At 67.1% G+C, this 26,206-nt stretch carries 25 protein-coding genes and 1 tRNA gene; 6 read left to right on the forward strand and 20 right to left on the reverse strand.

Features of this window, described 5'->3' with window-relative positions:
- Positions 1 to 31: 31 nt before the first annotated feature.
- Positions 32 to 721: a GntR family transcriptional regulator gene (locus ABAZ39_RS07450; RefSeq protein ID WP_038528128.1), complete on the reverse strand. Its 690-nt coding sequence runs from the start codon at positions 719 to 721 to the stop codon at positions 32 to 34.
- A 542-nt stretch (positions 722 to 1,263) separates the two neighbouring features.
- Between ABAZ39_RS07450 and ABAZ39_RS07455 the strand changes: the two genes are divergently transcribed.
- A complete protein-coding gene (locus tag ABAZ39_RS07455) occupies positions 1,264 to 1,965 on the forward strand; it encodes a CBS domain-containing protein (RefSeq protein ID WP_038528130.1) in 702 nt (233 codons plus the stop codon).
- 75 nt (positions 1,966 to 2,040) lie between these two features.
- Here the strand turns inward: ABAZ39_RS07455 and ABAZ39_RS07460 are convergent, their stop codons facing one another.
- The 7 genes from ABAZ39_RS07460 to ABAZ39_RS07490 form a co-directional block, all read right to left on the reverse strand.
- The gene (locus tag ABAZ39_RS07460) at positions 2,041 to 3,435 is read right to left on the reverse strand and encodes an NAD(P)(+) transhydrogenase (Re/Si-specific) subunit beta (RefSeq protein ID WP_038528133.1); all 1,395 of its coding nucleotides are present in this window, start codon (positions 3,433 to 3,435) and stop codon (positions 2,041 to 2,043) included.
- A 2-nt stretch (positions 3,436 to 3,437) separates the two neighbouring features.
- On the reverse strand, positions 3,438 to 3,872 hold the full coding sequence (locus tag ABAZ39_RS07465) for an NAD(P) transhydrogenase subunit alpha part 2 (protein ID WP_014240278.1): 435 nt from the start codon (positions 3,870 to 3,872) through the stop codon (positions 3,438 to 3,440).
- A gap of 13 nt (positions 3,873 to 3,885) precedes the next feature.
- Positions 3,886 to 5,058 (reverse strand): Re/Si-specific NAD(P)(+) transhydrogenase subunit alpha, encoded by a 1,173-nt coding sequence (locus tag ABAZ39_RS07470; protein ID WP_038528136.1) that lies wholly within the window; start codon positions 5,056 to 5,058, stop codon positions 3,886 to 3,888.
- A 249-nt stretch (positions 5,059 to 5,307) separates the two neighbouring features.
- On the reverse strand, positions 5,308 to 5,763 hold the full coding sequence (locus tag ABAZ39_RS07475; RefSeq protein WP_038528139.1) for a CBS domain-containing protein: 456 nt from the start codon (positions 5,761 to 5,763) through the stop codon (positions 5,308 to 5,310).
- A 99-nt stretch (positions 5,764 to 5,862) separates the two neighbouring features.
- Positions 5,863 to 6,888, reverse strand: coding sequence for a 2-dehydropantoate 2-reductase (locus ABAZ39_RS07480; RefSeq protein ID WP_014240275.1), 1,026 nt, complete (start codon positions 6,886 to 6,888; stop codon positions 5,863 to 5,865).
- Between the two features lie 260 nt (positions 6,889 to 7,148).
- Positions 7,149 to 7,631 carry a GNAT family N-acetyltransferase gene (locus tag ABAZ39_RS07485; protein WP_051657864.1) on the reverse strand — a complete coding sequence of 161 codons (483 nt, stop codon included), beginning with the start codon at positions 7,629 to 7,631 and terminating at the stop codon, positions 7,149 to 7,151.
- Positions 7,632 to 7,786: 155 nt separating this feature from the next.
- Positions 7,787 to 8,716: a histone deacetylase family protein gene (locus ABAZ39_RS07490; protein WP_038528141.1), complete on the reverse strand. Its 930-nt coding sequence runs from the start codon at positions 8,714 to 8,716 to the stop codon at positions 7,787 to 7,789.
- A 488-nt stretch (positions 8,717 to 9,204) separates the two neighbouring features.
- Between ABAZ39_RS07490 and oxlT the strand changes: the two genes are divergently transcribed.
- Positions 9,205 to 10,506 (forward strand): oxalate/formate MFS antiporter, encoded by a 1,302-nt coding sequence (gene oxlT / locus ABAZ39_RS07495; protein ID WP_038528144.1) that lies wholly within the window; start codon positions 9,205 to 9,207, stop codon positions 10,504 to 10,506.
- Between the two features lie 93 nt (positions 10,507 to 10,599).
- Here oxlT and ABAZ39_RS07500 read toward each other — a convergent pair whose 3' ends face one another.
- From ABAZ39_RS07500 to ABAZ39_RS07520, 5 genes are all read right to left on the reverse strand, one after another.
- On the reverse strand, positions 10,600 to 10,806 hold the full coding sequence (locus tag ABAZ39_RS07500) for a hypothetical protein (protein ID WP_038528147.1): 207 nt from the start codon (positions 10,804 to 10,806) through the stop codon (positions 10,600 to 10,602).
- Positions 10,807 to 10,927: 121 nt separating this feature from the next.
- On the reverse strand, positions 10,928 to 11,767 hold the full coding sequence (locus tag ABAZ39_RS07505) for an aldo/keto reductase (RefSeq protein ID WP_038528150.1): 840 nt from the start codon (positions 11,765 to 11,767) through the stop codon (positions 10,928 to 10,930).
- Positions 11,768 to 12,010: 243 nt separating this feature from the next.
- Positions 12,011 to 12,086 (reverse strand) — tRNA-Glu (locus ABAZ39_RS07510).
- A gap of 123 nt (positions 12,087 to 12,209) precedes the next feature.
- Positions 12,210 to 14,009: a single-stranded-DNA-specific exonuclease RecJ gene (recJ, locus tag ABAZ39_RS07515; protein ID WP_038530948.1), complete on the reverse strand. Its 1,800-nt coding sequence runs from the start codon at positions 14,007 to 14,009 to the stop codon at positions 12,210 to 12,212.
- 103 nt (positions 14,010 to 14,112) lie between these two features.
- The gene (locus ABAZ39_RS07520; RefSeq protein ID WP_038528152.1) at positions 14,113 to 14,361 is read right to left on the reverse strand and encodes a helix-turn-helix domain-containing protein; all 249 of its coding nucleotides are present in this window, start codon (positions 14,359 to 14,361) and stop codon (positions 14,113 to 14,115) included.
- A 147-nt stretch (positions 14,362 to 14,508) separates the two neighbouring features.
- Here ABAZ39_RS07520 and ABAZ39_RS07525 point away from each other — a divergent pair, with 147 nt between their 5' ends.
- Positions 14,509 to 14,907 (forward strand): hypothetical protein, encoded by a 399-nt coding sequence (locus ABAZ39_RS07525; protein ID WP_038528154.1) that lies wholly within the window; start codon positions 14,509 to 14,511, stop codon positions 14,905 to 14,907.
- A 167-nt stretch (positions 14,908 to 15,074) separates the two neighbouring features.
- Here ABAZ39_RS07525 and ABAZ39_RS07530 read toward each other — a convergent pair whose 3' ends face one another.
- Positions 15,075 to 16,079, reverse strand: a complete 1,005-nt coding sequence (locus tag ABAZ39_RS07530) for a sensor histidine kinase (protein WP_038528157.1) — start codon at positions 16,077 to 16,079, stop codon at positions 15,075 to 15,077.
- 119 nt (positions 16,080 to 16,198) lie between these two features.
- Here ABAZ39_RS07530 and ABAZ39_RS33705 point away from each other — a divergent pair, with 119 nt between their 5' ends.
- Positions 16,199 to 16,489, forward strand: coding sequence for an IS5/IS1182 family transposase (locus ABAZ39_RS33705; protein ID WP_063922627.1), 291 nt, complete (start codon positions 16,199 to 16,201; stop codon positions 16,487 to 16,489).
- Between the two features lie 126 nt (positions 16,490 to 16,615).
- Entirely contained in the window at positions 16,616 to 17,710 is a 1,095-nt protein-coding gene (locus ABAZ39_RS07540) for a glycerol dehydrogenase (protein ID WP_038528159.1), read from the forward strand.
- A gap of 80 nt (positions 17,711 to 17,790) precedes the next feature.
- Here the strand turns inward: ABAZ39_RS07540 and glpX are convergent, their stop codons facing one another.
- The 6 genes from glpX to ABAZ39_RS07570 all read right to left on the reverse strand — a co-directional run bounded on the left by glpX (position 17,791) and on the right by ABAZ39_RS07570 (position 24,130).
- Positions 17,791 to 18,783 carry a class II fructose-bisphosphatase gene (gene glpX / locus ABAZ39_RS07545; RefSeq protein WP_014240259.1) on the reverse strand — a complete coding sequence of 331 codons (993 nt, stop codon included), beginning with the start codon at positions 18,781 to 18,783 and terminating at the stop codon, positions 17,791 to 17,793.
- A gap of 43 nt (positions 18,784 to 18,826) precedes the next feature.
- Positions 18,827 to 20,134, reverse strand: a complete 1,308-nt coding sequence (locus tag ABAZ39_RS07550; protein ID WP_038528161.1) for a homoserine dehydrogenase — start codon at positions 20,132 to 20,134, stop codon at positions 18,827 to 18,829.
- The gene (locus ABAZ39_RS07555) at positions 20,134 to 21,408 is read right to left on the reverse strand and encodes an LL-diaminopimelate aminotransferase (protein WP_014240257.1); all 1,275 of its coding nucleotides are present in this window, start codon (positions 21,406 to 21,408) and stop codon (positions 20,134 to 20,136) included. Before ABAZ39_RS07555 ends, ABAZ39_RS07550 begins: the two co-directional genes overlap by 1 nt.
- 154 nt (positions 21,409 to 21,562) lie before the next feature.
- Positions 21,563 to 22,909, reverse strand: coding sequence for a multidrug effflux MFS transporter (locus ABAZ39_RS07560; protein WP_038528164.1), 1,347 nt, complete (start codon positions 22,907 to 22,909; stop codon positions 21,563 to 21,565).
- A complete protein-coding gene (locus tag ABAZ39_RS07565) occupies positions 22,906 to 23,373 on the reverse strand; it encodes a MarR family winged helix-turn-helix transcriptional regulator (protein ID WP_038528166.1) in 468 nt (155 codons plus the stop codon). The genes ABAZ39_RS07560 and ABAZ39_RS07565 overlap by 4 nt, the downstream gene beginning before the upstream one ends.
- 361 nt (positions 23,374 to 23,734) lie before the next feature.
- A complete protein-coding gene (locus ABAZ39_RS07570) occupies positions 23,735 to 24,130 on the reverse strand; it encodes a hypothetical protein (protein ID WP_038528168.1) in 396 nt (131 codons plus the stop codon).
- A gap of 233 nt (positions 24,131 to 24,363) precedes the next feature.
- Between ABAZ39_RS07570 and ABAZ39_RS07575 the strand changes: the two genes are divergently transcribed.
- Positions 24,364 to 26,163, forward strand: a complete 1,800-nt coding sequence (locus ABAZ39_RS07575) for a PHA/PHB synthase family protein (RefSeq protein WP_038528170.1) — start codon at positions 24,364 to 24,366, stop codon at positions 26,161 to 26,163.
- Positions 26,164 to 26,206: the final 43 nt, after the last annotated feature.

Below are 26,206 nucleotides of genomic sequence, written 5' to 3' on the forward strand. Positions count from 1 at the left end.
CCTCCCCGACTCTTATTCGGTTCACGATCGGTCAATCGAGAAAATCGCAGTGCTGTTCGACATGGCGGGCCAGCCCCAGTGTGTGCTCGCGCACCCGCCGCTCGGCCAGGTCGGCGTCGCGCCGGGTCAGGGCGTCGATGATGTCGCGGTGCTCGACGATGGACGTCTCGGCCCGGCCGCCGCGGCGCATGGTGACGCGGCGGATGGCCCGCATGTGGATGAAGAAGCGGTCGGTCAGGTCGGCGATGAGCGTGCAGCCCGAGGCCTGGATGATCGACTGGTGGAAGGCGACGTTGGCGTCGGAATACTCCAGCACGTGGTCGGCCAGTTCGCCTTCGGCGAAGCGGTCGAAGGTCTCGTGCAGGTCGGCCATGCCGCGCTCGTCGGCGCGCTCGACGAAGAGGCGGGCGGCCATGCCCTCCAGGGCGGCGCAGACGGTGATCATCTCGATGATCTCCGCCTTGGTCTTGCGGACCACGAAGATGCCGCGGCGGGGCATGGAGCGGATGAAGCCCTCCTGCTCCAGCAGCGCCATGGCCTCGCGCACCGGGGTGCGGCTGACGCCCAGCGCCTCGCAGAGCTGGCGCTCGTCGAGGCGGATCTCGCTCGGCCCGCCGTAGATGTCCATCTGGGTGATGGCTTGGCGCAGCGCCTGGTAGGCCTTGGCCTTGAAGCTCATCCCCTGATCCAGTGGCGCGACCGAGAAACTCATCATCTGCATTGGCGTTCCCGTCCCTCTCTCTCCGCCCCCGGAATGATCCGGGGTTTCCCCGGTTGACGGGGTTTGGGCCGCGCTTTCATTGCCCCGGAGAGGGAAGCGGCTTGGATTGGAGATACGGTATACCAGATGCCAGTTCATGACAAGCGGATATGTTCGGATCGCGGACTGTTTCTTCGATGAACGACGACACGGCGATTCCTCCGCGACGGTCCGGCAATTCTGCGCCTTTTGGCGCTTTCTGGAATATCGTATACGGTATCCACATGCCGCATGACTGGTATACCGAATCCACTGTGGTTGCGGCGGATCGCTGAAGGTACAAACGTTCTTGGAACTACACGCATTCCTCCCTGTAGATTCCCCCACCTGACGGCTCCGCGGCTTCCTGCCAGCGGAGCCTTCTTTTTTTCCGCCCGCAAAATTTGCCCGACTGTGGAATTTGCCCTGCGGCAAATTGGTATACCGTACACCAGACAGTTTCACCGCACTTCGCGTGTGTGTATGTTGGCTGGGTCAACGAATCAGGCAAACGGAGGAAAGCCATGAAAGCTGCGGACATCATGACCCGTCAGGTGGTCACCATCGGTCCCGACGCCACGGTTACCGAAGCCGCGAAGCGCATGCTGGAGAACCGGATCAGCGGCCTGCCCGTCTGCGATTCGAACGGGCGCCTGCTCGGCGTCATCAGCGAAGGCGACCTGCTGCGCCGGGCGGAAACCGGCACGGTGCGCCGGGCCTCCTGGTGGCTCGCCATGTTCGCCGGCGCGCCGAACCAGGCCGCCGACTACACCAAGTCCCACGGCCGCCATGTGCGCGACGCGATGACCGAGTCGCTGATCTCCGTCACGGAGGAGACCCCGCTCGACGAGGTCGTCCGCCTGATGGAGGGCAACCGCATCAAGCGCGTTCCGGTGCTGAACAACGGCAAGCTGGTCGGCATCGTCAGCCGCGCCAACCTGCTGCACGTCCTCGCCAGCATCGCGCCGGACGTCTCCCCTGCCGCCGCGGACGACCGCGTCGTGCGCGACCGGCTTCTGGAAACCCTGCGGGCGCAGCCCTGGGCGCCGGAGATCAGCGAAAACATCGTGGTGCGCAACGGCGTCGTGCATCTCTGGGGCAGCGTCCGCACCGAGGCGCAGCGTGACGCCATTCGCGTCGCCGCCGAGAACACCCCCGGCGTCACCCGCGTGGAGAATCACCTGATCATCGTGGATCATGTCGCCGAAGGCGCGGTCGGCTTCTGAGCCAATCACCGACGCGGCAACAAAAAAGCCCCTTCCCGGTTCGTCCGGGAAGGGGCTTTTCCTTTCAGCAGGCCTTTACTCGGTGGCCTTCACGACCTCTTCGGTGACCTTCTTGGCGTCGCCGAACAGCATCATGGTGTTGGGGCGGAAGAACAGCTCGTTCTCGACGCCGGCGTAGCCGGCGGCCATGCCGCGCTTGATGAAGAACACCGTCTTGGCCTTCTCGACGTCGAGGATCGGCATGCCGTAGATCGGCGACTGCGGATCGGTCTTGGCCGCCGGGTTGGTCACGTCGTTGGCGCCGATCACGAAGGCCACGTCTGCGGTGCTGAAGTCGCGGTTGATGTCCTCCAGCTCGAACACCTCGTCGTAGGGCACGTTGGCCTCGGCCAGCAGCACGTTCATGTGCCCGGGCATGCGCCCCGCCACCGGATGGATGGCGTACTTGACCTCGACGCCCTCCTTCTTCAGCAGGTCGGCCATCTCGCGCAGCGCGTGCTGGGCCTGGGCCACCGCCATGCCGTAGCCGGGGACGATGATCACCGACTGGGCGTTCTTCATGATGTAGGCCGCGTCCTCCGGCGAGCCGGCCTTGACCGTGCCGCGCTCGCCGCCGCCGGCCGCTGCCGACGCCGCCCCGCTGTCGCCGCCGAAGCCGCCCAGGATGACGTTGAAGATCGAGCGGTTCATGCCCTTGCACATGATGTAGGACAGGATGGCGCCCGACGAGCCGACCAGCGCGCCCGTGACGATCAGCAGGTTGTTCTGCAGCGTGAAGCCGATGCCCGCCGCCGCCCAGCCCGAGTAGCTGTTCAGCATCGAGATGACCACCGGCATGTCCGCGCCGCCGATCGGCAGGATCAGCAGCAGGCCGAGCGCCAGCGACACGGCGACGATCAGCCACATCGGGGCATCGGCGTTGCTCTGCACCAGCCAGACGATGAGGAGGATGGTCAGCACGCCGAGGGCGGCGTTGAGGTGGTGCTGGAAGGGGAAGGCCAGCGGCTTGCCGGTGACCAGGCCCTGCAGCTTGGCGAAGGCGACGATCGAGCCGGTGAAAGTGATCGCACCGATGGCGGTGCCCAGCGCCATCTCGACCAGCGAGCCCTTGGCGATGGCGCCGGGCACGCCGATGCCGTAGGCCTCGGGCGAGTAGAAGGCCGACAGCGCCACGAACACCGCGGCCAGACCGACCAGCGAGTGGAAGGCGGCGACGAGCTGCGGCAGGGCGGTCATCTCGATCTTCTTGGCGATGACGTAGCCGATGCCGCCGCCGATCGCGATGCCGAGCACGATCATCCAGTAGGACTGGACGATGGGCAGGGCCAGCGTGGTCAGCACGGCGATGGTCATGCCGGCCATGCCGAAGAAGTTGCCCTGGCGGGAGGTCTCCGGGCTGGACAGGCCGCGCAGCGCCATGATGAAGCAGACCGAGGCGACCAGATAGAGAAGGGCGGACAGGGTTTCCATGGTTACTTGCCCTTCTTCTTGAACATCGACAGCATGCGCTGGGTGACCAGGAAGCCGCCGAAGATGTTGACGCTGGCCAGGATGACCGCGAGGAAGCCCATGATCTTGGAGAAGCCGAACCCCGCGGGGCCGGCGGCGATCAGGGCGCCGACGATGATCACCGAGGACACCGCGTTGGTCACCGCCATCAGCGGCGAGTGCAGCGCCGGCGTCACCCGCCACACCACGTAGTAGCCCACGAAGCAGGCCAGCACGAACACCGTCAGGCCGGTGATGAAGAAGTTGCCGTGGCTCGCCGCGTCCAGGACGGGCGCCGGGATCGGCATCGCGTGGGTCATCTGGGCAACCTGGACCTGAAGCTCCGCCGTCTGGTTGGTCAGGGTGAGGAGCGAGTGGCGGAAGGCCTCAATCTGGCTCGCGGGATCGGGATGTTCCATGGAAGCCGCCTCCTCAGACGGTCTGGACTTCGCGGACCGTGTCCGCGAAGGCGGGATGGACGACCTGCCCATCGCGGGTGAGCGCGATGGCCTTCACGATCTCGTCGTCCCAGTTGAGCGTGACGCCCTTCTCCTTGTCGTGCAGCGACTGCAGCAGCGCGAGGAGGTTCTTGGCGTAGAGCAGCGAGGCGCTCTCGGCGATGCGGCTGGGGTAGTTGGCGTGGCCGACGATCTTCACCCCGTTCTCCGTGGTGACGACCTTGCCCAGCTCCGAGCCCTCGACGTTGCCGCCCTGCTCCACCGCCAGATCGATCAGCACCGAGCCCGGCTTCATCGAGGCGACATGCTCGCGCGTCACCAGGATCGGCGCCTTGCGGCCCGGGATCAGCGCCGTGGTGATGACGATGTCCTGCTTCTTGATGTGCTCGGCCACCAGCGCCGCCTGCTGGCGCTTGTAGTCGTCGGACATCTCCTTGGCATAGCCGCCAGCGGTTTCCGCCTGCTTGAACTCGTCGTTCTCCACCGCGACGAAGCTGCCGCCGAGGCTCTGCACCTGCTCCTTGACCGCCGGACGCACGTCGGTCGCCGAGACGATGGCGCCCAGCCGCTTGGCCGTGGCGATGGCCTGCAGACCGGCGACACCGACGCCCATGATGAAGGCGCGCGCCGGCGGCACCGTGCCCGCCGCGGTCATCATCATCGGGTAGGCCCGGCCGTACTCGCTGGCGGCATCGACCACCGCCTTGTAGCCGGCGAGGTTGGCCTGCGAGGACAGCACGTCCATGACCTGGGCGCGAGTGATGCGCGGCATGAACTCCATGGCGAAGGCGTTCACCCCGGCCGCGGCGTAGGCCGCCACGTGGTCGCGGCTGTTGTAGGGGTTGAGGATGGCGAACAGCAGCGCGCCGCGCTTGATCAGCGCCAGCTCGTCGAGGTCCCCTTCCCCGGCCAGCAGCGGGCGCTGCACCTTCAGCACGATGTCGGCATCGGCCAGCGCCGACGCGGCATCCGGCGCGATCTCCGCGCCGGCGTCCTGATAGACCCGGTCCGGCAGGTTCGAGCCCAGACCGGCCCCGGTCTCGACCACGACATCGAGACCGAGACCTTTGATCTTCTTAACGGTTTCCGGAGACGCCGCGACGCGATTCTCGCCCGCGCGCCGCTCCCTGGGTATGGCGATTTTCATGGTTGTTGATTGCCTCCCAAAGCAATCGGCAGGACGAGGCGTCAGCGCTCCGGCCTCGACGGCGGGCGGCCTCGGCGGGCGGCCCGCCGGTCAAATTCTCGAATGATGTCGGTGCCGGAGCATGATCCGGCGTCTGGCCCGCAGGGCGGCGGAGCGGTCACCCGGGATGGATGCGGGTGACCGCCTCCGGACCGCCGCCGCCTTCACGTGGAGGCTAACCTTGAACGCTGTCCAAGGCGCCGTCGTCCGTCACTGGGCCGCGGCGACGGGATAGCTGACGACCTCGGCCGGCTCGGCGTCCGGCGGGGCGGCGTCGAGCTGCGCCTTGATGAGATCGCGCACGCTGACCACGCCGACCAGCGAGGCGCCGTCCAGAACGGGAATGTGGCGAACGGTGTGCTCGTCCATCAGCTGGAGCACGTGACGGACGGAATCGCCCGGCGCGCAGCAGACGGGATGGTTGCTCATCACCGACGTGACCGGCAGGGACAGGATGCCCGGCCCGCGGTCGGTCAGGCCACGCACGATGTCGCGTTCGGAAATCACCCCGACGACCGTGTTGCCCTCGGTCCGGCAAACGTCCTTGACCACCAGCGCGCCGGTGTTTTCGGCCTTTAGAAGACGCAACGCCGTTTCCACGGTTTCGTTGATGCGCACCGTGCCGATGCGCGTCCCCTTCCGGCGGAGAATGTCTTCAACCCTCATGACGCTCCTCCTGTGAAGCGATTGTCCGGCCCCTCGGCGTTGCTTCGCTTCGTCGTTGGGGGCGTTGGTTTCTGTGTGCGGGGCCGGACGGTGTCCGCCCTACTGGGCGGCGACCGCGGGGGCGGCCTCGGACGACGCCCGCTGCGGGCGGGTGTAGCAGTCGGCGATCTCGCCGCGCTGGCGGACGAGCGCCAGGACCACGTCGATGGTCGGGGTCGCCACGCCGACCATGCGGCCCATCTCCTGGACCACCGACAGCAGGGCGTCGATCTCCATCGGACGGCCGCGCTCCAGATCCTGGAGCATCGAGGTCTTGTGCGCACCGACGGCACCGGCACCGTTGATGCGGCGCTCCACATCCACCCGGAAATGCACGCCCAGACGGTCGCCGATCTCCTTGGCCTCCAGCATCATCGACTTGGCGACGGCGCGGGTTTCCGGATCGGAGCAGATGACGTCCAGCGTGGCGTGGGTGAGCGCGCTGATCGGGTTGAAGCAGAGGTTGCCCCACAGCTTCAGCCAGATCTCGTCGCGGATGCGGTCGAGCACCGGGGCGCGCAGGCCGCCGGCCTCCATCGCCGCGCTGAGCTTCTTCACGCGGTCGGACTGGCTGCCGTCCGGCTCGCCCAGCGAGAACTTGTCGCCGTAGATGTGCTGAATGACGCCGGGCTCGACGACTTCGGTCGCGGGGTAGACGACGCAGCCGATGGCGCGCTCCGGGCTCAGGCCGTTCCACTGGATGCCGCCCGGATCGACGGTGTCGAGCACGCGGCCTTCGAACTCGCCGCCGTTCTTGTAGAAGTACCAGTAGGGGATGCCGTTGACCGCGGTGACCACGGCGGTGTCCTTGCCAAGCAGCGGCTGGATGGCGTTGACGACGCTGGGAACGGAGTGGGCCTTCAGACCGATGATGACGTAGTCCTGCGGGCCGAGTTCCGCCGCGTTGTCGGTGCAGCGGGGGTGGACGACCGTTTCTTCCTCTCCGACGATCAGCTTCACGCCGTTCTCACGCATGGCCGTGAGATGGGCGCCGCGCGCCACGAGGCTGACATCCGCGCCGGCCTGGTGGAGACGCACACCCAGATACCCGCCGATGGCCCCGGACCCAAAGATGCAGATCTTCATAACCCGTTTCCTCTCCCCCAATTATCGGCCACGCGCCGCGCAGCCTTTGCAGTAACCCCAATCAATCAGCACACCGAACAAATACGGAGTTTGGTATACCAGATACCAGATGTCAACTGGCAAAATAGACCCTGACGAGGGAGGGGCATGATCCGGAATCGGGCGAGAATCCTGGGTTTTCCAACGAAAGTTCGAGCATGGAAAACCGGACGCCCGGCCCGTCCGGACGCCCGGTTCGCGGGTCCATCCGGTGCGTGGGATCAGGTGAGCGGCAGGACGAGCTGGAACGCCTTAACCGTCATGCGCTTGCGGTGATAGAAGCGGTGCGCGTCGCCGCGCTGGACGCCGGAGATGATTTCCATCTGGGCGCAGCCCTTTTCGCGGGCCTGACCGGCCAGCCAATCGAACAGCTTGTCGCCCAGACCGAAGGAACGGTGCTTCGGCGAGGTGACGAGATCCTCAACATACATATAGCGACCGCGCGACAGCGTCTCGTGAACGCGGAAGCCGCCGCAGCCGGCCACCTCGCCGTCGATGCGCAGGAGCGCCATGTTGTAGCCGTCCTCCATCTGGCGGCGGATCTGGGCGGCGTAGGCGTCGGGGTCGGTCATGTGGGTGCGCAGTTCCTTCACCACCGCGTAGCTGTCGGCGATGTCGGCGTCGGTCTTCGCCAGGGTGATCTCGATGGTGGGCTGGCCCGAAGCGTTCTGAGCGGCGTTCTGTTCGGCGATCCGCTGGTCCATCGTGCGTAACTCCCGTTTTTTTGTGTGTTCGAGGGACTCTGTTCGTCTCTCTGGTATTTGGTATACCAGATAATCCGTGCAGGAAGCAACCGACCTTATGGTGCAGCTGCGCAAAGTCCCTCGAAATCACCCGGGCTTCGTCGTCCGAGCCCCGGTCAGCCACGCATCAGTGCCTGAAGATGGGCGGCGCACCCCTCGGCGAGCCCCACCATGTCGTATCCCCCCTCCAGCACCGTCACGACGCGGCCATCGCACAGCCGGTCCGCCGCCTCGACCAGCTTGCGCGTCGCCCATTCGAAATCCGGGCCGGTGAAGTTCAGCGACGCCAGCGGGTCGCGGGCGTGGGCGTCGAATCCGGCGGAGATCAGGATCAGCTCCGGCTGGAACTCCTCCAGCGCGGGGAGGATGCGGCGCTCCATGGCTTGGCGGAACTCCACCGTCCCGGAGTGGGGCGGCAGCGGCGCGTTGACGATGTTGTCGGCGACTCCGGTCTCGCTCATCGAGCCGGTGCCGGGATAAAGCGGCGACTGGTGGGTCGAGGCGAAGAACAGGTCGGCGTCGTCCCAGAACATGGCCTGGGTGCCGTTGCCGTGGTGCACGTCGTAATCGACCACGGCCACGCGGGTCAGGCCGTGCCGCTTGCGGGCGTGCTCGGCACCGACCGCCACATTGTTGAAGACGCAGAAGCCCATGGCGCGGGCCGGCTCGGCGTGATGGCCGCAGGGGCGGACGGCGCAGAAGGCGTTCTTCGCCGCCCCGTCCAGCACCGCGTCCACCGCCGCGCAGACCGCGCCAGCGGCCCGCAGGATCGCCGAGCGCGAGGTGGGCGACAGCACGGTGTCGGCGTCCAGCCGGGCATGGCCGCTGTCCGGGACCGCGTTCAGGACGGCGTCCACATAGGCCGGGTCATGCACCCAGCGCAGCTGCTCGACCTCCGCCTCCGGGGCCTCGAAGCGGGGCAGATCGCGAAACTCGTCGCGGTCCAGAACCTCCCACACCACGGCGATTCGCTCGGGACGCTCCGGGTGACCCGGGCCGGTGTCGTGCGCCAGGAAGTCCGGATGGGTGAAAATGGCGGTGGTCATCGAGTCTTTTCCTCCCCTGTACCGACGATCTGAAGCTGGTCGTTCGCGCGACGGCGCGGAAGCGTCATGCCATCCCGAGTCGACGCGCGCTCTTGCCTTATATGTATACCAAATACCAGAACGGTCCAAATCGCTTTGCTGACGAACCGTCAGCACTGCAACCGTCCAAGCGCAAGAACCCCTATTCAGACAAAGGCCATCAGCGCTTCCGAAGGTGGTAGAGCGGCCCTCGTACGCCGAGTCTGTTTGTTACGCTGACAAACAGCTTGCGCCGGAAACTGTATCTGGCATACCATATCTCTAATGCCAAAAACGCTCACCCCGCGAGCTTAAGCCGCCCACACCAAGCGGCCGGTTCCACGGTCAGGCTAAGGCGATGGAGACGACCCGGCACACCACGGGGACGCCTCCGGTCAAAGAACAAAAACAACCCGACTCAAAAAAGCAAAAGACCGCTTCGCAAAGAGATCGCTTCTAGGAGGAGAGAAATGCACCAAGCCCTCACGGAGGCCCCAAAGGGGCCCCTCGGTGGCCGCTGGTTCCAGCTCGTCATCGGCGTCATCTGCATGTCGATGATCGCGAACCTGCAGTATGGCTGGACTCTGTTCGTCGAGCCCATCGACCAGAAGCATGGCTGGGGCCGTGCGGCCATCCAGGTGGCCTTCACCATCTTCGTCGTCATGGAAACCTGGCTGGTTCCCGTCGAAGGCTGGTTCGTCGACAAGTTCGGCCCGCGCATCGTCGTCCTGATCGGCGGCGTGTTCTGCGCCGCGGCCTGGGCGGTCAACTCGGTGGCCGACTCGCTTGCCATGCTCTATCTGGGCGCTGCGCTGGGCGGCATCGGTGCCGGCGGCGTCTATGGCACCTGCGTGGGCAACGCGCTGAAGTGGTTCCCCGACCGCCGCGGCCTCGCCGCCGGCCTGACCGCCGCCGGTTTCGGCGCCGGCTCGGCCCTCACGGTCGTTCCCATCGCCAACATGATCCACTCCTCGGGCTATGAAGCCACCTTCATGACCTTCGGCATCGGCCAGGGCGCGGTGATCCTCGCGCTGGCGTGGTTCCTGGCGGCGCCGAAGAAGGGGCAGGTTCCGGAGGTCTCCCGCTCGTCGGTGTCGCAGACCCGCGAGAGCTACACCCCGGTCCAGATGCTGAAGACCCCGGTCTTCTGGGTGATGTACGCCATGTTCGTGATGGTGGCGGCGGGCGGCCTGATGGCGACCGCGCAGCTCGGCCCGATCGCCAAGGACTTCCATCTGGACGGCGTTCCCGTCAGCATCATGGGCCTGACCCTGCCGGCGCTGACCTTCGCCCTGTCGATCGACCGCGTGCTGAACGGCGTCACCCGCCCCTTCTTCGGCTGGGTGTCGGACCACATCGGCCGCGAGAACACGATGTTCATCGCCTTCGCCCTGGAGTGCGTCGGCATCCTGGCGCTGAACCAGTGGGGCCACAACCCCGTCGCCTTCGTGATCCTGACGGGTCTGGTGTTCTTCGCCTGGGGTGAGATCTACAGCCTGTTCCCGGCGCTGTGCGGCGACTCCTTCGGCTCGAAGTTCGCCACCACCAACGCCGGCCTGCTGTACACCGCCAAGGGCACCGCGTCGCTGGTCGTTCCCTTCGCCAACGTGGCGGTCGCCTCGACCGGCAGCTGGCAGGCGGTGTTCTTCTTCGCCGCCGCGGTCAACGGCATCGCCGCCCTGCTGGCCATCTTCGTCCTGAAGCCGATGCGCGCCCGCCAGATCACCGAGAGCCTGCCGGCCTCGAAGCTGGCGGCGGAGCCGGCCCAGTAAGGCACCGGACGCACCATCAGCACACGAACGCAATCGGGCCGGGAAATTTCCCGGCCCGATTTGCTTGTGGGGAAACAGGTTTTTGGGAAACGGTCAGAGCCCGCGCGGGAAGGACGCCCAGGACGGGCCGCCCTCGATCTCCTCCTGCGCCTTGCGCGCCTTCTTCACCCGGCGGAGATGCCGGGGCGACCAGGGATCGCAGACCGGCATGCCGGCGGTGGCGACCTCGGCGGTCAGAATCCGCGCCACGACGATGGCGAAGCCCGACAGCAGCATGGACAGAAGAACGATGGCGAGCATGCTTCGATTCCCGGATGAGCCACACGCGGACTCAGGCGCGCCTGATTCCGCAATGCAGCATACATAGGCCGTTCGGCCAGGGAAATCGAGTCCGCCACCGCAAGCGCGGCGCTTCGCCGCGCTACAGCATCTCCAGCGGGCGCGGCCCGCGCGGCGGCGGGAAGGCCCGGTCGAGGTCCGCGAGATCCTGCTCGTCGAGCCGCAAATCGGCGGCGGCCCGGTTGTCGCGGACATGGGCGGGGTCCGAAGCCTTGGGGATGGCGACCACCCCGTCCTGGCGCAGCAGCCAAGCCAGCCCGACCTGGGCCGGCGTCGCGCCGTGCCGCTCGGCGACGCGGCGAAGCTCCGGGTGGCGCAGCATCCGCCCCTGCTCGATCGGCGAATAGGCCATGATCGGGATTCCCCGCCCACGGCACCAGGGCTGCAGGTCGTACTCGATGCCGCGGCGCGTCAGGTTGTAGAGGAGTTGATTGGTCTGCACCCCTTCCCCACCCGGCGTGCCGACCAACTCCTCCATGTCCTGGAGATCCAGGTTGCTGACGCCCCATTGGCCGATCTTGCCGTCGCGCATCAGCGTGTCGAAGGCCGCAATCGTTTCGGAGAAGTCGTGGCTGCCGCGCCAGTGCAGCAGATAGAGGTCGATGCGATCGGTGCGCAGGCGCTTCAGGCTGCGTTCGCAGGCCGCGATGGTGCCGCGGCGGCTGGCGTTCATCGGCAGCACCTTGCTGACCAGGAACACCTCGTCGCGGCGCCCGGCGATGGCCTCGCCGACCACCTCCTCCGCCCCGCCGTCGGCGTACATCTCCGCCGTGTCGATCAGCGTCATGCCGAGGTCGAGGCCGAGCCGCAACGCCGCCACCTCCCGCGCGCGGTCGCGGCTGTCCTCGCCCATGTACCAGGTGCCCTGACCGAGCACCGGAACGGCGGTTCCCGAAGGAAGGCGTGTCGTCGAAATGGTCATGGATGTCTCCCGTTCCCTTGGCCCCATCTAAGCATCGAAGGGGCGTGAGGAACGTTAGTCCACGGAGCCACCCCTGGAAACCGCCCCTTGGCGCTATTTCGGCGGATGGGAGACGCCGACGAACGCGGCGCGGCAAACAGGTCGCTTGCCAGACCGGCAAAGGCGCCGGACAAATGACGCCTGTAACGACAAAAGCTCAGCCAAGGGCTGAGCTTTCGAAACCGGTGCCAACCTGTGAGAAGGTGGCGTCCCCAAGGGGATTCGAACCCCTGTCGCCGCCGTGAAAGGGCGGTGTCCTAGGCCTCTAGACGATGGGGACGTCGTTGGCGTGGCGGGATTACTAATGGGATGACGGGCCGAGCGCAAGCGTTTTTTCCAACTCCTTTCTACCCCGTTCGCGTATGCCCCCCATGCACCATCTCCACGGCGAATTTGTTTGCATTCACATGGTTTGGGAGGGTGCGGCGTCGTCGATCAGGAGCTGGACTCCCTCCGCCCCGTTCCAGCGGTCGATGCGCAGGACACCGGCGATGTGGAAGGGCGATCCGCGGCCCATCAGCAGGGCTTTTCCCATCTCGCTCTCCAGCGCGCGGAAGGCGATGGCCTTCAGCCGGGCGCCGTCGCCACCCTGCAGGATGCAGCGGACATGATTCGCCCCGACCACGTCGGCCCGCACCACACGGGCGTCGGTGACGGCGAAGCGCGGCTCCGCGTTGCCGGTGCCGAACGGGCCGAGCTGGTTCAGGCGGTCAACCAGGGACGTGTTCGCCGCCCCCACGGACAGCGCGCCGTCCAGTTCCAGCGTCGGCACCAGCGGGGCCGCGGCCACCTGTTCGGCGACGCGGCCGGTCAGGAAGGCCTGCAGGTCGGCCAGCTTGCTCCCGGCCACGGTGAAGCCGGCCGCCATGCGGTGCCCGCCGCCGGCCATCAGCAGCCCTTCCTGCCGCGCCGCGATCACCGCCGCCCCGAGATCGACCCCGCGCACCGAGCGGCCCGAGGCCTTGCCGATCACCGTGCCATCCGCCCCCTCCTCCAGCGCGATGACGCAGGCGGGGCGGCTGTAGCGCTCCTTCAGGCGGCTGGCGACGATGCCGATCACGCCGGGGTGCCAGCCCTCCCCCGCCACGAAGACCAACTCGGCCAGTTCCTCGGCGTGCTCCTCCAGCCGGGCCATGGCGTCGGCGAGCACGCCCTGCTCCACCGCGCGGCGCTCGGCGTTGTGGGCCTCCAGCTTCTGGGCCAGTTCCATCGCCTCCATGGGGTCGTCGGTGGAGAGCAGCCGCGCCCCGAGGTCCGACGCGCCGACGCGCCCGCCGGCGTTGACCCGCGGGCCGAGCACGAAGCCGGCGTGGTAGGCGTCCGGCTTCTCCTTGACCCCGGCGACATCGGACAGGGCGGACAGGCCGGGGTTGGCGCGCCGCGCCATCACCTTCAGCCCCTGCGCAACCAGGGCGCGGTTCAACCCCGTCAGCGGCACCACGTCGCACACCGTGCCCAGCGCCACGAGGTCGAGCCATTCCATGAGGTTCGGCTCGTTGCGGCCCGCGTAGAATCCGGCGCTGCGCAGCGCCCGGTTCACCGCCACCACGGCCAGGAAGGTGACCCCCGCCGCGCACAGCGTGCGGTAGGCGCCGTCCTCGTCCAGCCGGTTCGGGTTGACCAGGGCGACGGCCGGCGGCAGGCGCGGTTCCGCCGCGTGATGGTCGAGCACCACCACCTCCAGCCCGGCCTCCGCCGCCGCCTCCAGGGCCGCGAAGGCGGAGATGCCGCAATCCACCGTCACGACCAGCCGCACGCCCTCGGCCTTCAGCCGCAGCAGCGCCGGGCCGTTGGGGCCGTAGCCCTCCTTCATGCGGTCGGGCACGTAGATGCGCAGATCCGCCCCCACCGCCCGGAAGAAGCGCCGCAGCAGCGCGGAGGAGGTGGCGCCGTCCACGTCATAGTCGCCAAAGACGGCCACCGGCTCGCCGTCCATGACGGCGCGGGCGATGCGCTCCGCGGCGATGTCCATGTCCTTGAAGCGGGAGGGGTCGGGAAGCAGCGCCTTCAGCGTCGGGTTCAGGAAGCCGTCGCACGCCTCCTCGGTCACCCCACGGGCGGCGAGCACCCGCCCGACGATCTCCGGCAGCCCCCGCCCCTGCGCCAGCCCCCAGGCCAGCCGCTCGTCGTAGGGCCGCGCCTGCCAGCGCTTGCCGGACAGGGAATGGGCGACGTTCAGGAAGGCGGGAACGGTGTCGGTCATGCTGCCCAGGATGCCACGGATCGGAATGGCCGAAGCCATAGCAGAAGTAGGGCGGCGGGGGCCAGCGGGTGGGGGCAAACCAGGAAGCAGATGCTCTACTCCTTCAGCCCTCCGGCTCAGCGGGAAATGGCTGCCGAAACCGTAACCCCGGTCCCTTCCCGTCCGCCTCGTCGATGAACTCCAGACCGTTGCTTTCGAACAGTGTGCGCAGTTCGGCCACGGTGCGGTCACGCATGCGTTCACCCCGCTCGAAGCGGACAATCGTGTTCGGCGACATGCCGGTTGCCGACGCCACGTCGCGCACTCCCCAACCGAGTGCCGTACGGGCGAGTTTGCATTGAATAGGGCGCATTAGTTACCACGCAACTATTTTCTTGAGGAGCGAAAGGCGCCCTGTTATGGTGACGCTGTAACCAATTCAAAGAATCTCCAACCGGATGGCGTGCGGCAACACCCCGCCCGGACAGGCTCAACCCGCGCCAACCAGGAGCATCGGATCATGGCTGATTCCGACGATAGCACAGCTTTGCCCGCGTTATCCCACCCCGCCCTCGGTCCGGGCTTTGTTCGCCTGCCCGTGCGGACGGACTCGCCGGGATTGCGGGATCTGGACGTGCTGACAGCACCGCTCGCTCACTGGGACCGGGTGCCGGAGGCCGGAGCCGTGCGGGCCATGGCGGCGGCGAAGGAGCGACTCCAACAGTTGGAACCGCGCTGCCTGGGCGACGCCGTGGCGCTGCTGATGACCGTCACGGTGGCCGGGGGCGATTGCACGCCGCCCGAAACGGTGGCGATGATCACGCGGTCGGTGGCTTTCCTCACGGCTGATGTGCCCCACTTGCGGCGCCCTGAGTTGGAACATCTGGTGCTCGCTTACGCCATGCACATGCATCGGTGAAGAACGGCACCCCACCACTGTCGCCCACTATTTGTTAGGGCGCTTCTGCAAACCAGTGCCGGGTTGCGAATGCTTCTGCCTGGAAGACCTGTTGGCGGTTGAGCGCCGCTGTTAGCGTACGGGTTTTCCATTCTTGCAAGGCGGGAAAGCGCAGTGTCGACTGGAGCCTAGCCTGGACGCGGAACAGGAAAACGGAGCATTGCCTGAATCCCACCTTCCGTTCGGGACTGTATGTCCAGCTTGCCTCGAAGCTGCAACGCCAGCTGCTGCACGATCTGACGCCCGAGACCCGTCCCTTTCGGCTGGTCCGAGGTGAACCCGACGCCGTTGTCGCTGACGCACAGAACGTACTCGTCTGCCTCCTGGCGAAACGAGAGATCAACCCAGCCTGCCTGCGCGTCGGGGAAGGCGTACTTGACCGCGTTGGTAACGAGTTCGTTGGCAATGGTGCCGACAGCGACAGCCGTGTTCATGTCCAAGTCCACGCTGTCCGCGCGGGCGCTCAAGGCAATCGGTCGCACGCCCACCATGCCCAGCTGGAGGTCCTCCACCAAGCTCTCCAGAAACTCCTTTACGTTCACGATGCTCGCCCCATCGACCCGGCGCAGGCGGCCATAAATGCGGGCCAACACACCGATGCGCTCAATGGTCCCTTGCATCATCGCTTGGGCGTTTTCCGGCCGCATGGCCGCCAAGGTCAGCTGGGCGGAGATCAGCTGGAGATCGTTGCGGATGCGGTGATGGATCTCCTGCAGCATGAGATCCTTTTCCCGATCTGACGCAGCCAGCTTTTCCCAGGACTGGCACAGCTCCTCGAGCGTCGTGCGCAGCATTTCCGTGATCGCGGCGATACCTAGCCCCAGGCCGACATAGATCATGAAGGCCAACTGGTCGCCATGATCGGCGATCCAGAGATCACCCCGGGGTTCCATGAACAACCACGCCGCGAAACCACCAGATAGGAGTACGGCGATAAAACCAGACGCGCGGTCGAACAGCAGTGAGACCAGGAAAATTGCAGGGATGTATAGAAGGAAGGGGTATTTGCTCAGGATGGGCTCAAGGACGTAACGCAACAGCGTCGTGATAGCAATGATCACGGCTGTAACCCCGTATCGCACCCAGATCGATTGTGGGGCCTTGGGGAGGAACTGAAGAAGCAGGTTTTCCATACCTTAATCCGATCAAGCCGGCAGACGGGTATGGACAACACCTGAGGGCCGTCTTCGGTCACAGGACGGATGTTCCGGAAAACGGTGGGCCTCGGCTTCCTCGCCCCCATCTGGTTCGGATGGTGCGCCTTGAGTTGACGAAACCGGAACGGCTGGTCGCCGACAAAGCCTGCAGCAGCGGCGTGATCTGCCGCGCCCTGCACCGCCGCGGCATCCAGCCGGCGATCCCGACCAAGAGAAACGAGCGCCCGGAGCCGACGTTTGATCGCACCGCCTATCGCGAGTGTAACCGTGTGGAGCGCCGGATCGGCCGGTTGAAGCAGTTCCGCCGGACCGCCACTCGGTACAAGAAGCGCGCCGCCAACTACCTCGCTATGATCACCGTCGCCGCCATCCTTCTATGGCTCTGACCTTTGCAGAAGCACCCCAACACAAAGGCAGTGGATTTATTTGCTGCGCCGCAACTTGAGGCAGGTCATTGCGGAGGCAGAGGAGTCTTGCTCCACTGCGGGTACCAATCCGCGGAGGAGGGAACCATGATCACCACGGCGATCTTTCCGGCCCGCTACGTCCAGGGCAACGGCGCCCTCGACAGTCTGGGCGAGGATCTGGCCCGGTTGGGCAAGACGGTTCTGGCCGTCACCGACAGTTTCGTCCTGAAGACGCTGAAAGGCCGGCTGGTCGAGGCCGCCGCCGGGCGCGTCGAGATGAACATCCAGGAATTCCGTGGCGAATGCTCCGACGAGGAGATCGAGCGGCTGACCGGCCTTGCCCGCGCCATGGGCGCCGACACCGTGGTCGGCATCGGCGGCGGCAAGGCGCTCGACACCGCCAAGGCGGTCGCCCACGCGCTGGACGCGCGCACCGCCATCGTCCCGACACTCGCCTCCACCGACGCGCCGTGCAGCGCCCTGTCGGTGATCTACACGCCGGAGGGGGCGTTCAAGCGCTACCTCGTGCTGCCGCGCAACCCTGACCTCGTGCTGGTCGACACCGGTGTGGTGGCGAGCGCGCCGGTGCGCTTCCTCGTCTCCGGCATGGGCGACGCCCTGTCCACCTGGTTCGAGGCGGAGGACTGCCGCATCAAGCGCGGCGGCAACATGACCGGGCGCGTCGGCCCGATGACCGCCTTCGCGCTGGCCCGGCTGTGCTACGACACGCTTCTGGAGTATGGCGTGCTCGCCAAATCGGCCTGCGAGCAGGGCGTGGTCACCCCGGCGCTGGAGCGTATCGTCGAGGCCAACACGCTGCTGAGCGGGCTGGGCTTCGAGAGCGGCGGACTGGCGGCGGCGCACGCCGTCCACAACGGCCTGACCGCGCTGGAGGAAACGCACCATTGCTGGCACGGCGAAAAGGTCGCCTTCGGCACGCTGACCCTGCTGATCCTGACCGATCGGCCGCCCGCGGTGCTGGACGAGGTCTACGGCTTCTGCAAGGCGGTGGGGCTGCCGACGACGCTGGCCGAGATCGGCCTTGCCGGCGTGTCGGACGAGCGGCTCCTGCTGGCGGCGGAGCGGGCCTGCGCCGAGGGCGAGACCATCCACAACGAGCCGCACGAGATCACCCCGCAGCGCGTCCTGGCCGCCATGAAGGCCGCCGACGCCGAGGGACGGCGGCGGAAGGGCCTGTAGTCTCCGAAAAAGGAGAAATCTCCAAAAAAGAAAGGGGCGCGCGGCGGATGGCCGCGCGCCCCTTTTTTCCTTAAGCGGCCTTACGCCATGCTCGGCTTGCGCTGCAGGTTGTGGTGCGCCTCGACGTAGCGCACGGTGCCCGACTTGGAGCGCATGATCACCGAGTGGGTGGTCGCGCCGCCGGGGAAGCGGCGGACGCCGCGCAGCATGGCGCCGTCGGTCACGCCGGTCGCGGCGAACATGACGTTGCCGCTGGCCAACTCGGTCAGGCTGTACTTCTTGTTCAGGTCCTTGACGCCCCAACGGGCGGCGCGGGCCTTCTCGTCGTCGTTGCGGAACAGCAGACGGCCCTGGAACTGACCGCCGATGCAGCGCAGCGCCGCCGCGGCCAGAACGCCTTCCGGCGCGCCGCCGGAGCCGACATACATGTCGACGCCGGTGCCGGCCTGGCTGGTGGCGATCACCCCCGACACGTCGCCGTCGTTGATCAGCATGATGCGCGCGCCGGCCTCGCGGACGCGGGCGATCAGCTCGGCGTGGCGCGGACGGTTCAGGATGCAGACCAGCAGCTCCTGCACCTCGGTGCCCTTGGCCTTGGCCAGCGCCTTGAGGTTGTTGGCCGGCGTCTCGTCGAGATCGACCACGCCTTCCGGCAGGCCGGAACCGACGGCGATCTTGTCCATGTAGACGTCGGGGGCGTTCAGGAAGCCGCCCTCGTCCGCCATGGCGATGACGGCCAGCGAGTTCGGGCCGCCGGTGGCGCAGATGGTGGTGCCTTCCAGCGGGTCGAGCGCGATGTCGACCTTCGGCCCGCGGCCGATGCCGGCGCCGACCTTCTCGCCGATGTAGAGCATGGGCGCCTCGTCGCGCTCGCCCTCGCCGATCACGACGGTGCCGTCGATGTAGAGGGTGTTGAGCGCCTGGCGCATGGCGTCGACCGCGGCCTGGTCGGCAAGCTTCTCGTCACCGCGGCCCATCAGCAGCGACGCGGACAGCGCGGCGGCCTCGGTGACGCGGACGGCTTCCAGAGCCAGGTTCCGGTCCATACCGGACAGGTCGACATGAACGGACATGGTGTTCTCCCCCGAATCGATGCTCGGTTCTTCTATGGTTCGGTCAAAACTGTTCGATGCGGATCATACGCGGCGGCTCGACCACCGACTCCTTGTCGGCGATGGTGGCAAGCGCGCGCTGCATGGCCGCCTCTTCGGTGTCATGGGTGGTCAGGACCACCGGCACCGCTTCACCGGGGGCGCGCCCGCGCTGCAGGAACTGCTCCATGGAGACGTTCTGGTCGCGCATGGCCGCCGCAACATCCGCTATCACGCCGGGACGGTCCACGACCATCAGGCGTACGTAGTACGACCCCCGGCGCGCCTCCATCGGCGACGGCTGCGCCTCGGAAAGCTGGGCCGCCGGCACGCCGAAGGTGGGGGTGGAGCGCCCGCGGGCGATGTCGATCAGGTCGGCGACCACGGCCGAGGCCGTCGGCCCCTCGCCCGCGCCGCGGCCGACGAACAGCACGCGGTCCACGAAGTCGCCCTGGGCGATCACGGCGTTGAACACGCCGTCCACCGCCGCGATGGGCGCCGCCTTCGGCACCATGCAGGGGTGCACGCGCTGCTCGATCCCGTGGTCGGTGCGCCGGGCGATGCCCAGCAGCTTGATCCGGTAGCCGAGCGCGTCGGCGTAGTCGAAGTCCACCGCCGAGACGTGGCGGATGCCCTCGACATGGACGCTCTTGAAGTCCACCGGCGTGCCGAAGGCCACCGAGGTCAGGATCGCCAGCTTGTGCGCCGCGTCCACACCGTCGATGTCGAAGCTCGGGTCGGCTTCCGCGTAGCCCAGCTTCTGCGCGTCGGCCAGCACGTCCGCGAAATCGCGGCCGGTGGTGCGCATCTCGGTGAGGATGTAGTTGCAGGTGCCGTTGAGGATGCCGTGCACCTCCGACACCCGGTTGCCCGCCAGCCCCTCGCGCAGCCCCTTGATGATCGGGATGCCGCCGGCCACCGCCGCCTCGAAGCCGATGGCGAGGCCGGCGGCCTCCGCCTTGGCCGCGAGCGCGGTGCCGTGATGGGCGAGCAGCGCCTTGTTGGCGGTGACGACGTGGTGTCCCCGCTCCAGCGCCAGCTCGACGGTCTCCTTCGCCGGCCCCTCGGACCCGCCGATCAGCTCGACCACCACATCCACGCCGGGATGGGCGGCGAGCGCCACCGGGTCGTCGTACCATTCGGCCGTCGACAGGTCGACGCCGCGGTCCTTGCCGCGCGAGCGGGCGCTGACCGCCACCACCTCGATGCGGCGGCCGCAGCGCTGCTCGATCAGGTCGGCCTGCCGCTCCAGAAGCTTCAGAACGCCCGCGCCGACCGTGCCCAGGCCCGCGACGGCGATTTTCAGGGGGCCTGTTTTGTGGGAGTCGGACATCAGACTTTCGCTTTCTCCGGATCGAGGAGGGCGGCCCGCGCCGCCGGGTCCTTGCTCGCCGCCGCACCGGCGGCGTTGGAGCGGAAGAACTCCTTGATGTTGCGGGTCGCCTGACGGATGCGGTGGACGTTCTCCACCAGCGCCAGACGGACATGGCCGTCGCCGTACTCGCCGAAGCCGATGCCCGGCGCCACGGCCACCTTGGCTTCCTGCAACAGCAGCTTGGAGAACTCCAGCGAGCCGAGATGGGCGAAGGGCTCGGGGATCGGCGCCCAGGCGAACATCGAGGCCGACGGGCTCGGCACCGTCCAGCCGGCCGAGGCCAGACCCTCGATCATCACGTCGCGGCGCTGGCGGTACATGGTGCGGACCTGCTCCACGCACTCCTGCGGGCCGTTCAGCGCGGCGGTCGCGGCGACCTGGATCGGCGTGAAGGCGCCGTAGTCCAGATACGACTTGATGCGGGCCAGCGCGGTGATGAGCTTCTTGTTTCCGGTGGCGAAGCCGATGCGCCAACCGGCCATCGAATAGGTCTTCGACATCGAGGTGAATTCGACGGCCACCTCGCGCGCTTCCGGGATCTCCAGGATCGAGGGCGGCGGCTCACCGTCGAAGAAGACCTCGGCGTAGGCCAGATCCGACAGGATGTAGATGCCGTGCTTGCGGCAGAACTCGACGATCGGGCGGTAGAAGTCGAGGCCGACCACCTCCGCCGTCGGGTTGGACGGGTAGTTCAGCACCAGCGCCAGCGGCTTCGGCACGCTGTGGCGCACGGCGCGCTCCAGCATGATCATGAAGCTATCGATGTCGGTGGAGGTGCCGTTGGCCTGCCCCACTGGCAGATGGCGCACCGAGGCGCCGGCCAGGATGAAGCCGAAGGGATGGATCGGGTAGCTGGGGTTCGGCACCAGGATGATGTCACCGGGGCTGGTGATCGCCTGGGCGAGGTTGGCCAGGCCTTCCTTCGAGCCGATGGTGACGATGCACTCCGACTCCGGATCGACGTCCACGTTGAAGCGGCGCTTGTAATAGGCCGCGTGCGCCTTGCGCAGACCGGGGATGCCGCGGGAGTTCGAGTAGCGGTGCGTCTTGGGATCGCGCACGGCCTCGATCAGCTTATCGACGATGTGCTGGGGCGTCGGCTGGTCCGGGTTGCCCATGCCGAGGTCGATGATGTCCTCGCCGGCAGCTCGGGCTCGCGCCTTCATGGCGTTCACTTCGGCGAAGACGTAGGGCGGAAGCCGCTTGATCCGGTGGAATTCTGAATCGCTCATGGACGCTCCGAAGCCTTGTCCGGCCACGCCACGAACCCATATTTGCGGACCGGGACCACTTATCTACCGCCCCGCATCTTCAGAAGCGAGGTAAAATTCGCGTCCGGCCGCATTCCTGCGCTCCCCAAGGCATACCGGACGCCGAAGCCCATCTTCAGCCTCCCTTGCGGCCGGAAGCCCGGCGCTGGTGGAGCGCTTCCTCGATCTCCTCGCCGCCGGCACCAACCAGGGCGACGGGGTCCACCGCGACCTCCAGATCCTCCGGCCGGGCGGGCTTGGCCGGGTGGCCGCGCCGGGACGCCGGCACGCGCAGCAGCGCGAAGGAGAGCAGCGACAGTGCGGCGAGGCCCGGCATGATGGCCGTCGTCGCCGTGTAGGGATCGGCGAACAGGGCGGCTACCGCCGTGCCGGCCAGCCCGCCGCCGATCTGCATGAAGCCGATCAGCGCCGAGGCCGCCCCGGCCATGCGGGGGAAGCCGGCAAGGGCGTCGCTGGTCGCTCCGGGCATGACCAGGGCGATGCCGAAGGCCCAGATCGCGGTCGGCCCCATCACGCTCGCCACGGTCGGCTCGCCGGTCAGGGGCGCCAGGGCGAAGCCGAGCCCGCCCACCGCCACGCAGGCCAGCCCGTAGGGGATCAGCCGCATCGCGTCCACCCGGCGCAGCAGCCGCCCGGCCAGGGTCGCCCCCAGCGTGTAGGAGCCGGTCTGCAGCAGCATGGCGAAGCCGAAGACGGTCGGGCTCAGCCCCACCCGTTCGATCATCACGAAGGGCAGCAGCGCCGCCATGGTGTAGAGGCCGCCCAGCGTCGTGCCGAGCACCAGCCCCGCCCGCATGAAGCGCCGGTCGGTCAGCAGGGTCCGGTAGTTGCGGATCACCGGGCCGGGCCGGGCCGCCGAGCGATCCCGCGTCCGGTTGGTCTCCGCCGTGCCCAGCGCGAAGACGGTCAGCACGGCGAGCCCGTAGAGCGTCATCACCACGAAGATGGCGTGCCAGCCAACCGTGCCGAGGATCACCCCACCCAGCGTCGGCGCCACCGCCGGCACGATGGCCAGCATCAGCCCGATCAGGTTGAGGATGCGCGCCGACCGCTGGCCGGTGAACTGGTCGCGCACGATGGCGCGGGAAATGGCGATGCCCGCCGCCGCCCCGATGCCCTGCAGGGCCCGCCCGACCAGCAGCCATTCGATGCTGCCCGACAATGCCGCCACGACGCTGCCCAGCACATAGGTGACGAAGAAGCCCAGGGCGACCGGCCGCCGCCCGTAGGCGTCGGACAGCGGTCCGCAGGCAAGCTGGGAAAAGGCGAAGCCGAAGAAATAGACGGAGAGCGTCAGCTTCAGCGCCGCCGGTGTGGTCTGGAACGCCTCCACCAGCATCGGCAGGGCCGGCGTGTAGAGCGCGAGGCTGAGCGGCCCCAGCGTGACGATCAGCGTTCCGATGACGGCCGTCCGCGTCTCCGTCATGGCGGGCGCGTCGGTCTGCACGGGAGGACGGCTCATTGGCCGGCCCCGCCGCGGTCGTTGGCGATCATGTCGTCGGCGATCATGCGGTTGCGCAGGCGGCCCAGCATGTCCTTGAGCAGGACGATCTCTTCCGCCGTGAGGTCGGCCATGGCCGACTCCCGCTCGGTGCGGAAGGCTTCCAGGACCTGGAGCGCCAGTGGCTCGGCCTGCGGGGTCGGCTGGACGATCTTGGCGCGGCGGTCCGCCGGATCCGGCTCGCGGACCACCAGCCCGCGCGCCTCCAAGCGGTCGAGGAAACCGACCAGGGTCATCGGCTCCACCCACATGTGGGTCGCCAGCACCGACTGGCGCGAGCCGGGGTGGCGGCAGACGTAAACCAGTGCCCTCGCCTCCCCCGCCGTGAGGCCGAGCCGGGCGTCGTCCAGGGCACGGTCGAACCGCGCGCGCAGAAGCCGCGCGCAGTCGATCAGGATCATTCCGAAGGGGGATTCATCAAGCATCCCTTATTGTAAGGGCGCCTTATAATTTCCAGCAACCGCGGGCGGCGCAGGGCGGTCATGCCGCGGCGCCATAGCCGTGCAGCGGCGCAATCCACCCAAGCTGAAGCGAAGCCGACGCGCCAAATAGTCGCAGTTTTAAAATCTGTTGCGGACCCGCCGCCGCAAGACGTAGTTTTTCCACCTTGGCAGCAGCAATGGGTGCTCCGTGGTCCGCGCCACCGCCTTCGTAACTGCGCATCGACCGGACGAAGACCGGCGCGTCCCTTTCCTTCAAAGGGATGCCATCAGAGGCCGAAGGACGCTCCGCATAGGTATACTTACGGATTACTGGCAGCGCCCGCCTTTTGCTATACCCCAGCCCTCAATTGGGCTTTCCGGGGGCGGGCTTCCCGGCGCTTGGCTGTCCAGGCGTGATGTCCGGCGGCGGGGGAACGTCCATGGGGGTCGGCAGCATGGTCTTGGCGGCCGCACGGTCCTGGGCCAGACGGTCCAGGTCCTGCTGGCGCTGCGCTTCCGTCCGCAGATCGGTGGGGCGCGGCGGAACGGTGCCGAGATTGGGGTATTCCCGGCTCTGGCCGGACATGCCGCGCACCGGCGACTCCTGGCTGGGCACGTCGCGGCCGGTCACGGCGCCGACCAGCCCGGTGTCGAGCACGCGGTCGCTGCAGGCCGGCAGAGCGAGAACAACCAGGACGGACAGCGCCGGACCCAACCGGCCCGCCTTCGCCACCACGCCGCGTCGGATACCCGTTTCCATTCTGCAAACCCCACATCCGAACCCATCCGGCCGCTTGAACGGTGGTGGGCGAAATGAAATCTTCATACGAGAGGTGTATGACGGACCCCGGCTCGAACGGACATGGCATAAGCTGTCCGGGATGCCAGGACCGGAACGCACTCCGACCGAACAGACTTCCGGCAGGCACTGTATAAACCGCACAACGTCCCTCCTGAAGCCTAAAACTCGCCTAAAGAAGAAGGACCGCACCAATGGCCGAAAACCAGGCCCCTGACGTCAAGCTTCCCGACCCGGTGGAGATGTCGCGGGCGATGACCCGCATCGCCGAGCAGAGCCAGCGGCTGGTCACCGAATTCCTGTCCCGTCAGGCCTCGGACGGCGTCGGCGCGAAGAACCCCGACCCGATGGGCGTCGGCCATGCGTTCCTGGAAATGACCACGCGCATGATGGCCGACCCGGCCAAGCTGATGAAGGCGCAGATGACGCTGTGGCAGGACTACCTGACCCTGTGGCAGCGCACCACCCAGCGCTTCTTCGGACAGGAGGCCCAGCCGGTCATCGCCCCGGCGAAGGACGACCGCCGCTTCAAGGATTCGGCCTGGGACGAGAACACCCTGTTCGACTTCATCAAGCAGTCCTACCTGCTGTCGGCCCGGTGGATGCAGTCGACGGTCAACGAGGTGGACGGGCTGGACGACCACACGGCCAAGAAGGTCGACTTCTACACCCGCCAGTTCGTCGACGCGATGGCGCCCTCCAACTTCGTCATGACGAACCCGGAGGTGCTGCGCACGACCATCGAGACGGGCGGCGAGAACCTCGTCAAGGGGCTTGAGCACCTGCTGAAGGACCTGGAGCGCGGCAAGGGCGAGCTGCGCATCTCCATGACCGACTACGACGCCTTCCAGGTCGGCAAGAACATCGCCGTCACGCCGGGCAAGGTCGTCTTCCAGACCGATCTGATGCAGCTCATCCAGTACACCCCGACCACGCCGGAGGTGAACAAGCGGCCGCTGATGATCGTGCCGCCCTGGATCAACAAGTACTACATCCTGGATCTGCGCGAGAAGAACAGCTTCATCAAGTGGGCGGTGGACCAGGGCCACAGCGTCTTCGTCCTGTCCTGGGTGAACCCGGATGAGAAGCTGGCCCAGAAGGGCTTCGAAGACTACATGTTCGAAGGCGTGCTGGCCGCGCTGGACGCCATTGAGAAGGTGACCGGCGAGAAGGACGTGAACGCCATCGGCTATTGCCTGGGCGGCACGCTGCTGGCCTCCACCCTGTCCTACATGGCCGCCAAGAAGGACGACCGCATCAAGTCGGCCACCTTCTTCACCACCATGCTGGACTTCACCGAAGCCGGCGAGCTGTCGGTCTTCATCGACGAGGAGCAGCTCACCATGATCGAGAGCCAAATGGCCCAGCAGGGCTACCTGGACGGCTCGAAGATGGCGACCACCTTCAACATGCTGCGCGCCAACGACCTGATCTGGTCGTTCGTCGTGAACAACTACCTGCTCGGCAAGGACCCGTTCCCGTTCGACCTGCTCTACTGGAACAGCGATTCGACCCGCATGCCGGCGGCGATGCACAGCTTCTACCTGCGCAACATGTACCAGAAGAACCTGCTGGCGCAGCCGGGCGGGGTGACGCTGGGCGGCGTGCCGATCGACCTGCGCAACGTGAAGACCCCGTCCTTCTTCCTGTCGGCCCGCGAGGACCACATCGCGCCGTGGAAGTCCACCTACATGGGCGCCCACCTGTTCTCCGGCCCGGTGAAGTTCGTGCTGGCCGCCTCCGGCCACATCGCCGGCGTGGTGAACCCGCCGGCCGCCGGCAAGTACTGCTACTGGACCAACGCCAAGCTGCCGAAGGCCTCGGACGACTGGCTGGCGTCGTCGGAGCAGACCCCCGGCTCCTGGTGGCCGGAGTGGAACAACTGGGTCTCCACCTTCTCCGAAGGCAAGGTCCCGGCGCGCAATCCGGAAAAGGGCGGCCTGCCCGTTCTGGAAGACGCCCCCGGCTCCTACGCCAAGGTGCGCATCGTCTGATGCCCCGAATCCGGAGGGCGGTCCGCCGCCCTCCGGATGCCCG

Origin of the sequence: Azospirillum argentinense (assembly GCF_000632475.1) — a bacterium.
GTDB classification, from domain to species: domain Bacteria; phylum Pseudomonadota; class Alphaproteobacteria; order Azospirillales; family Azospirillaceae; genus Azospirillum; species Azospirillum baldaniorum.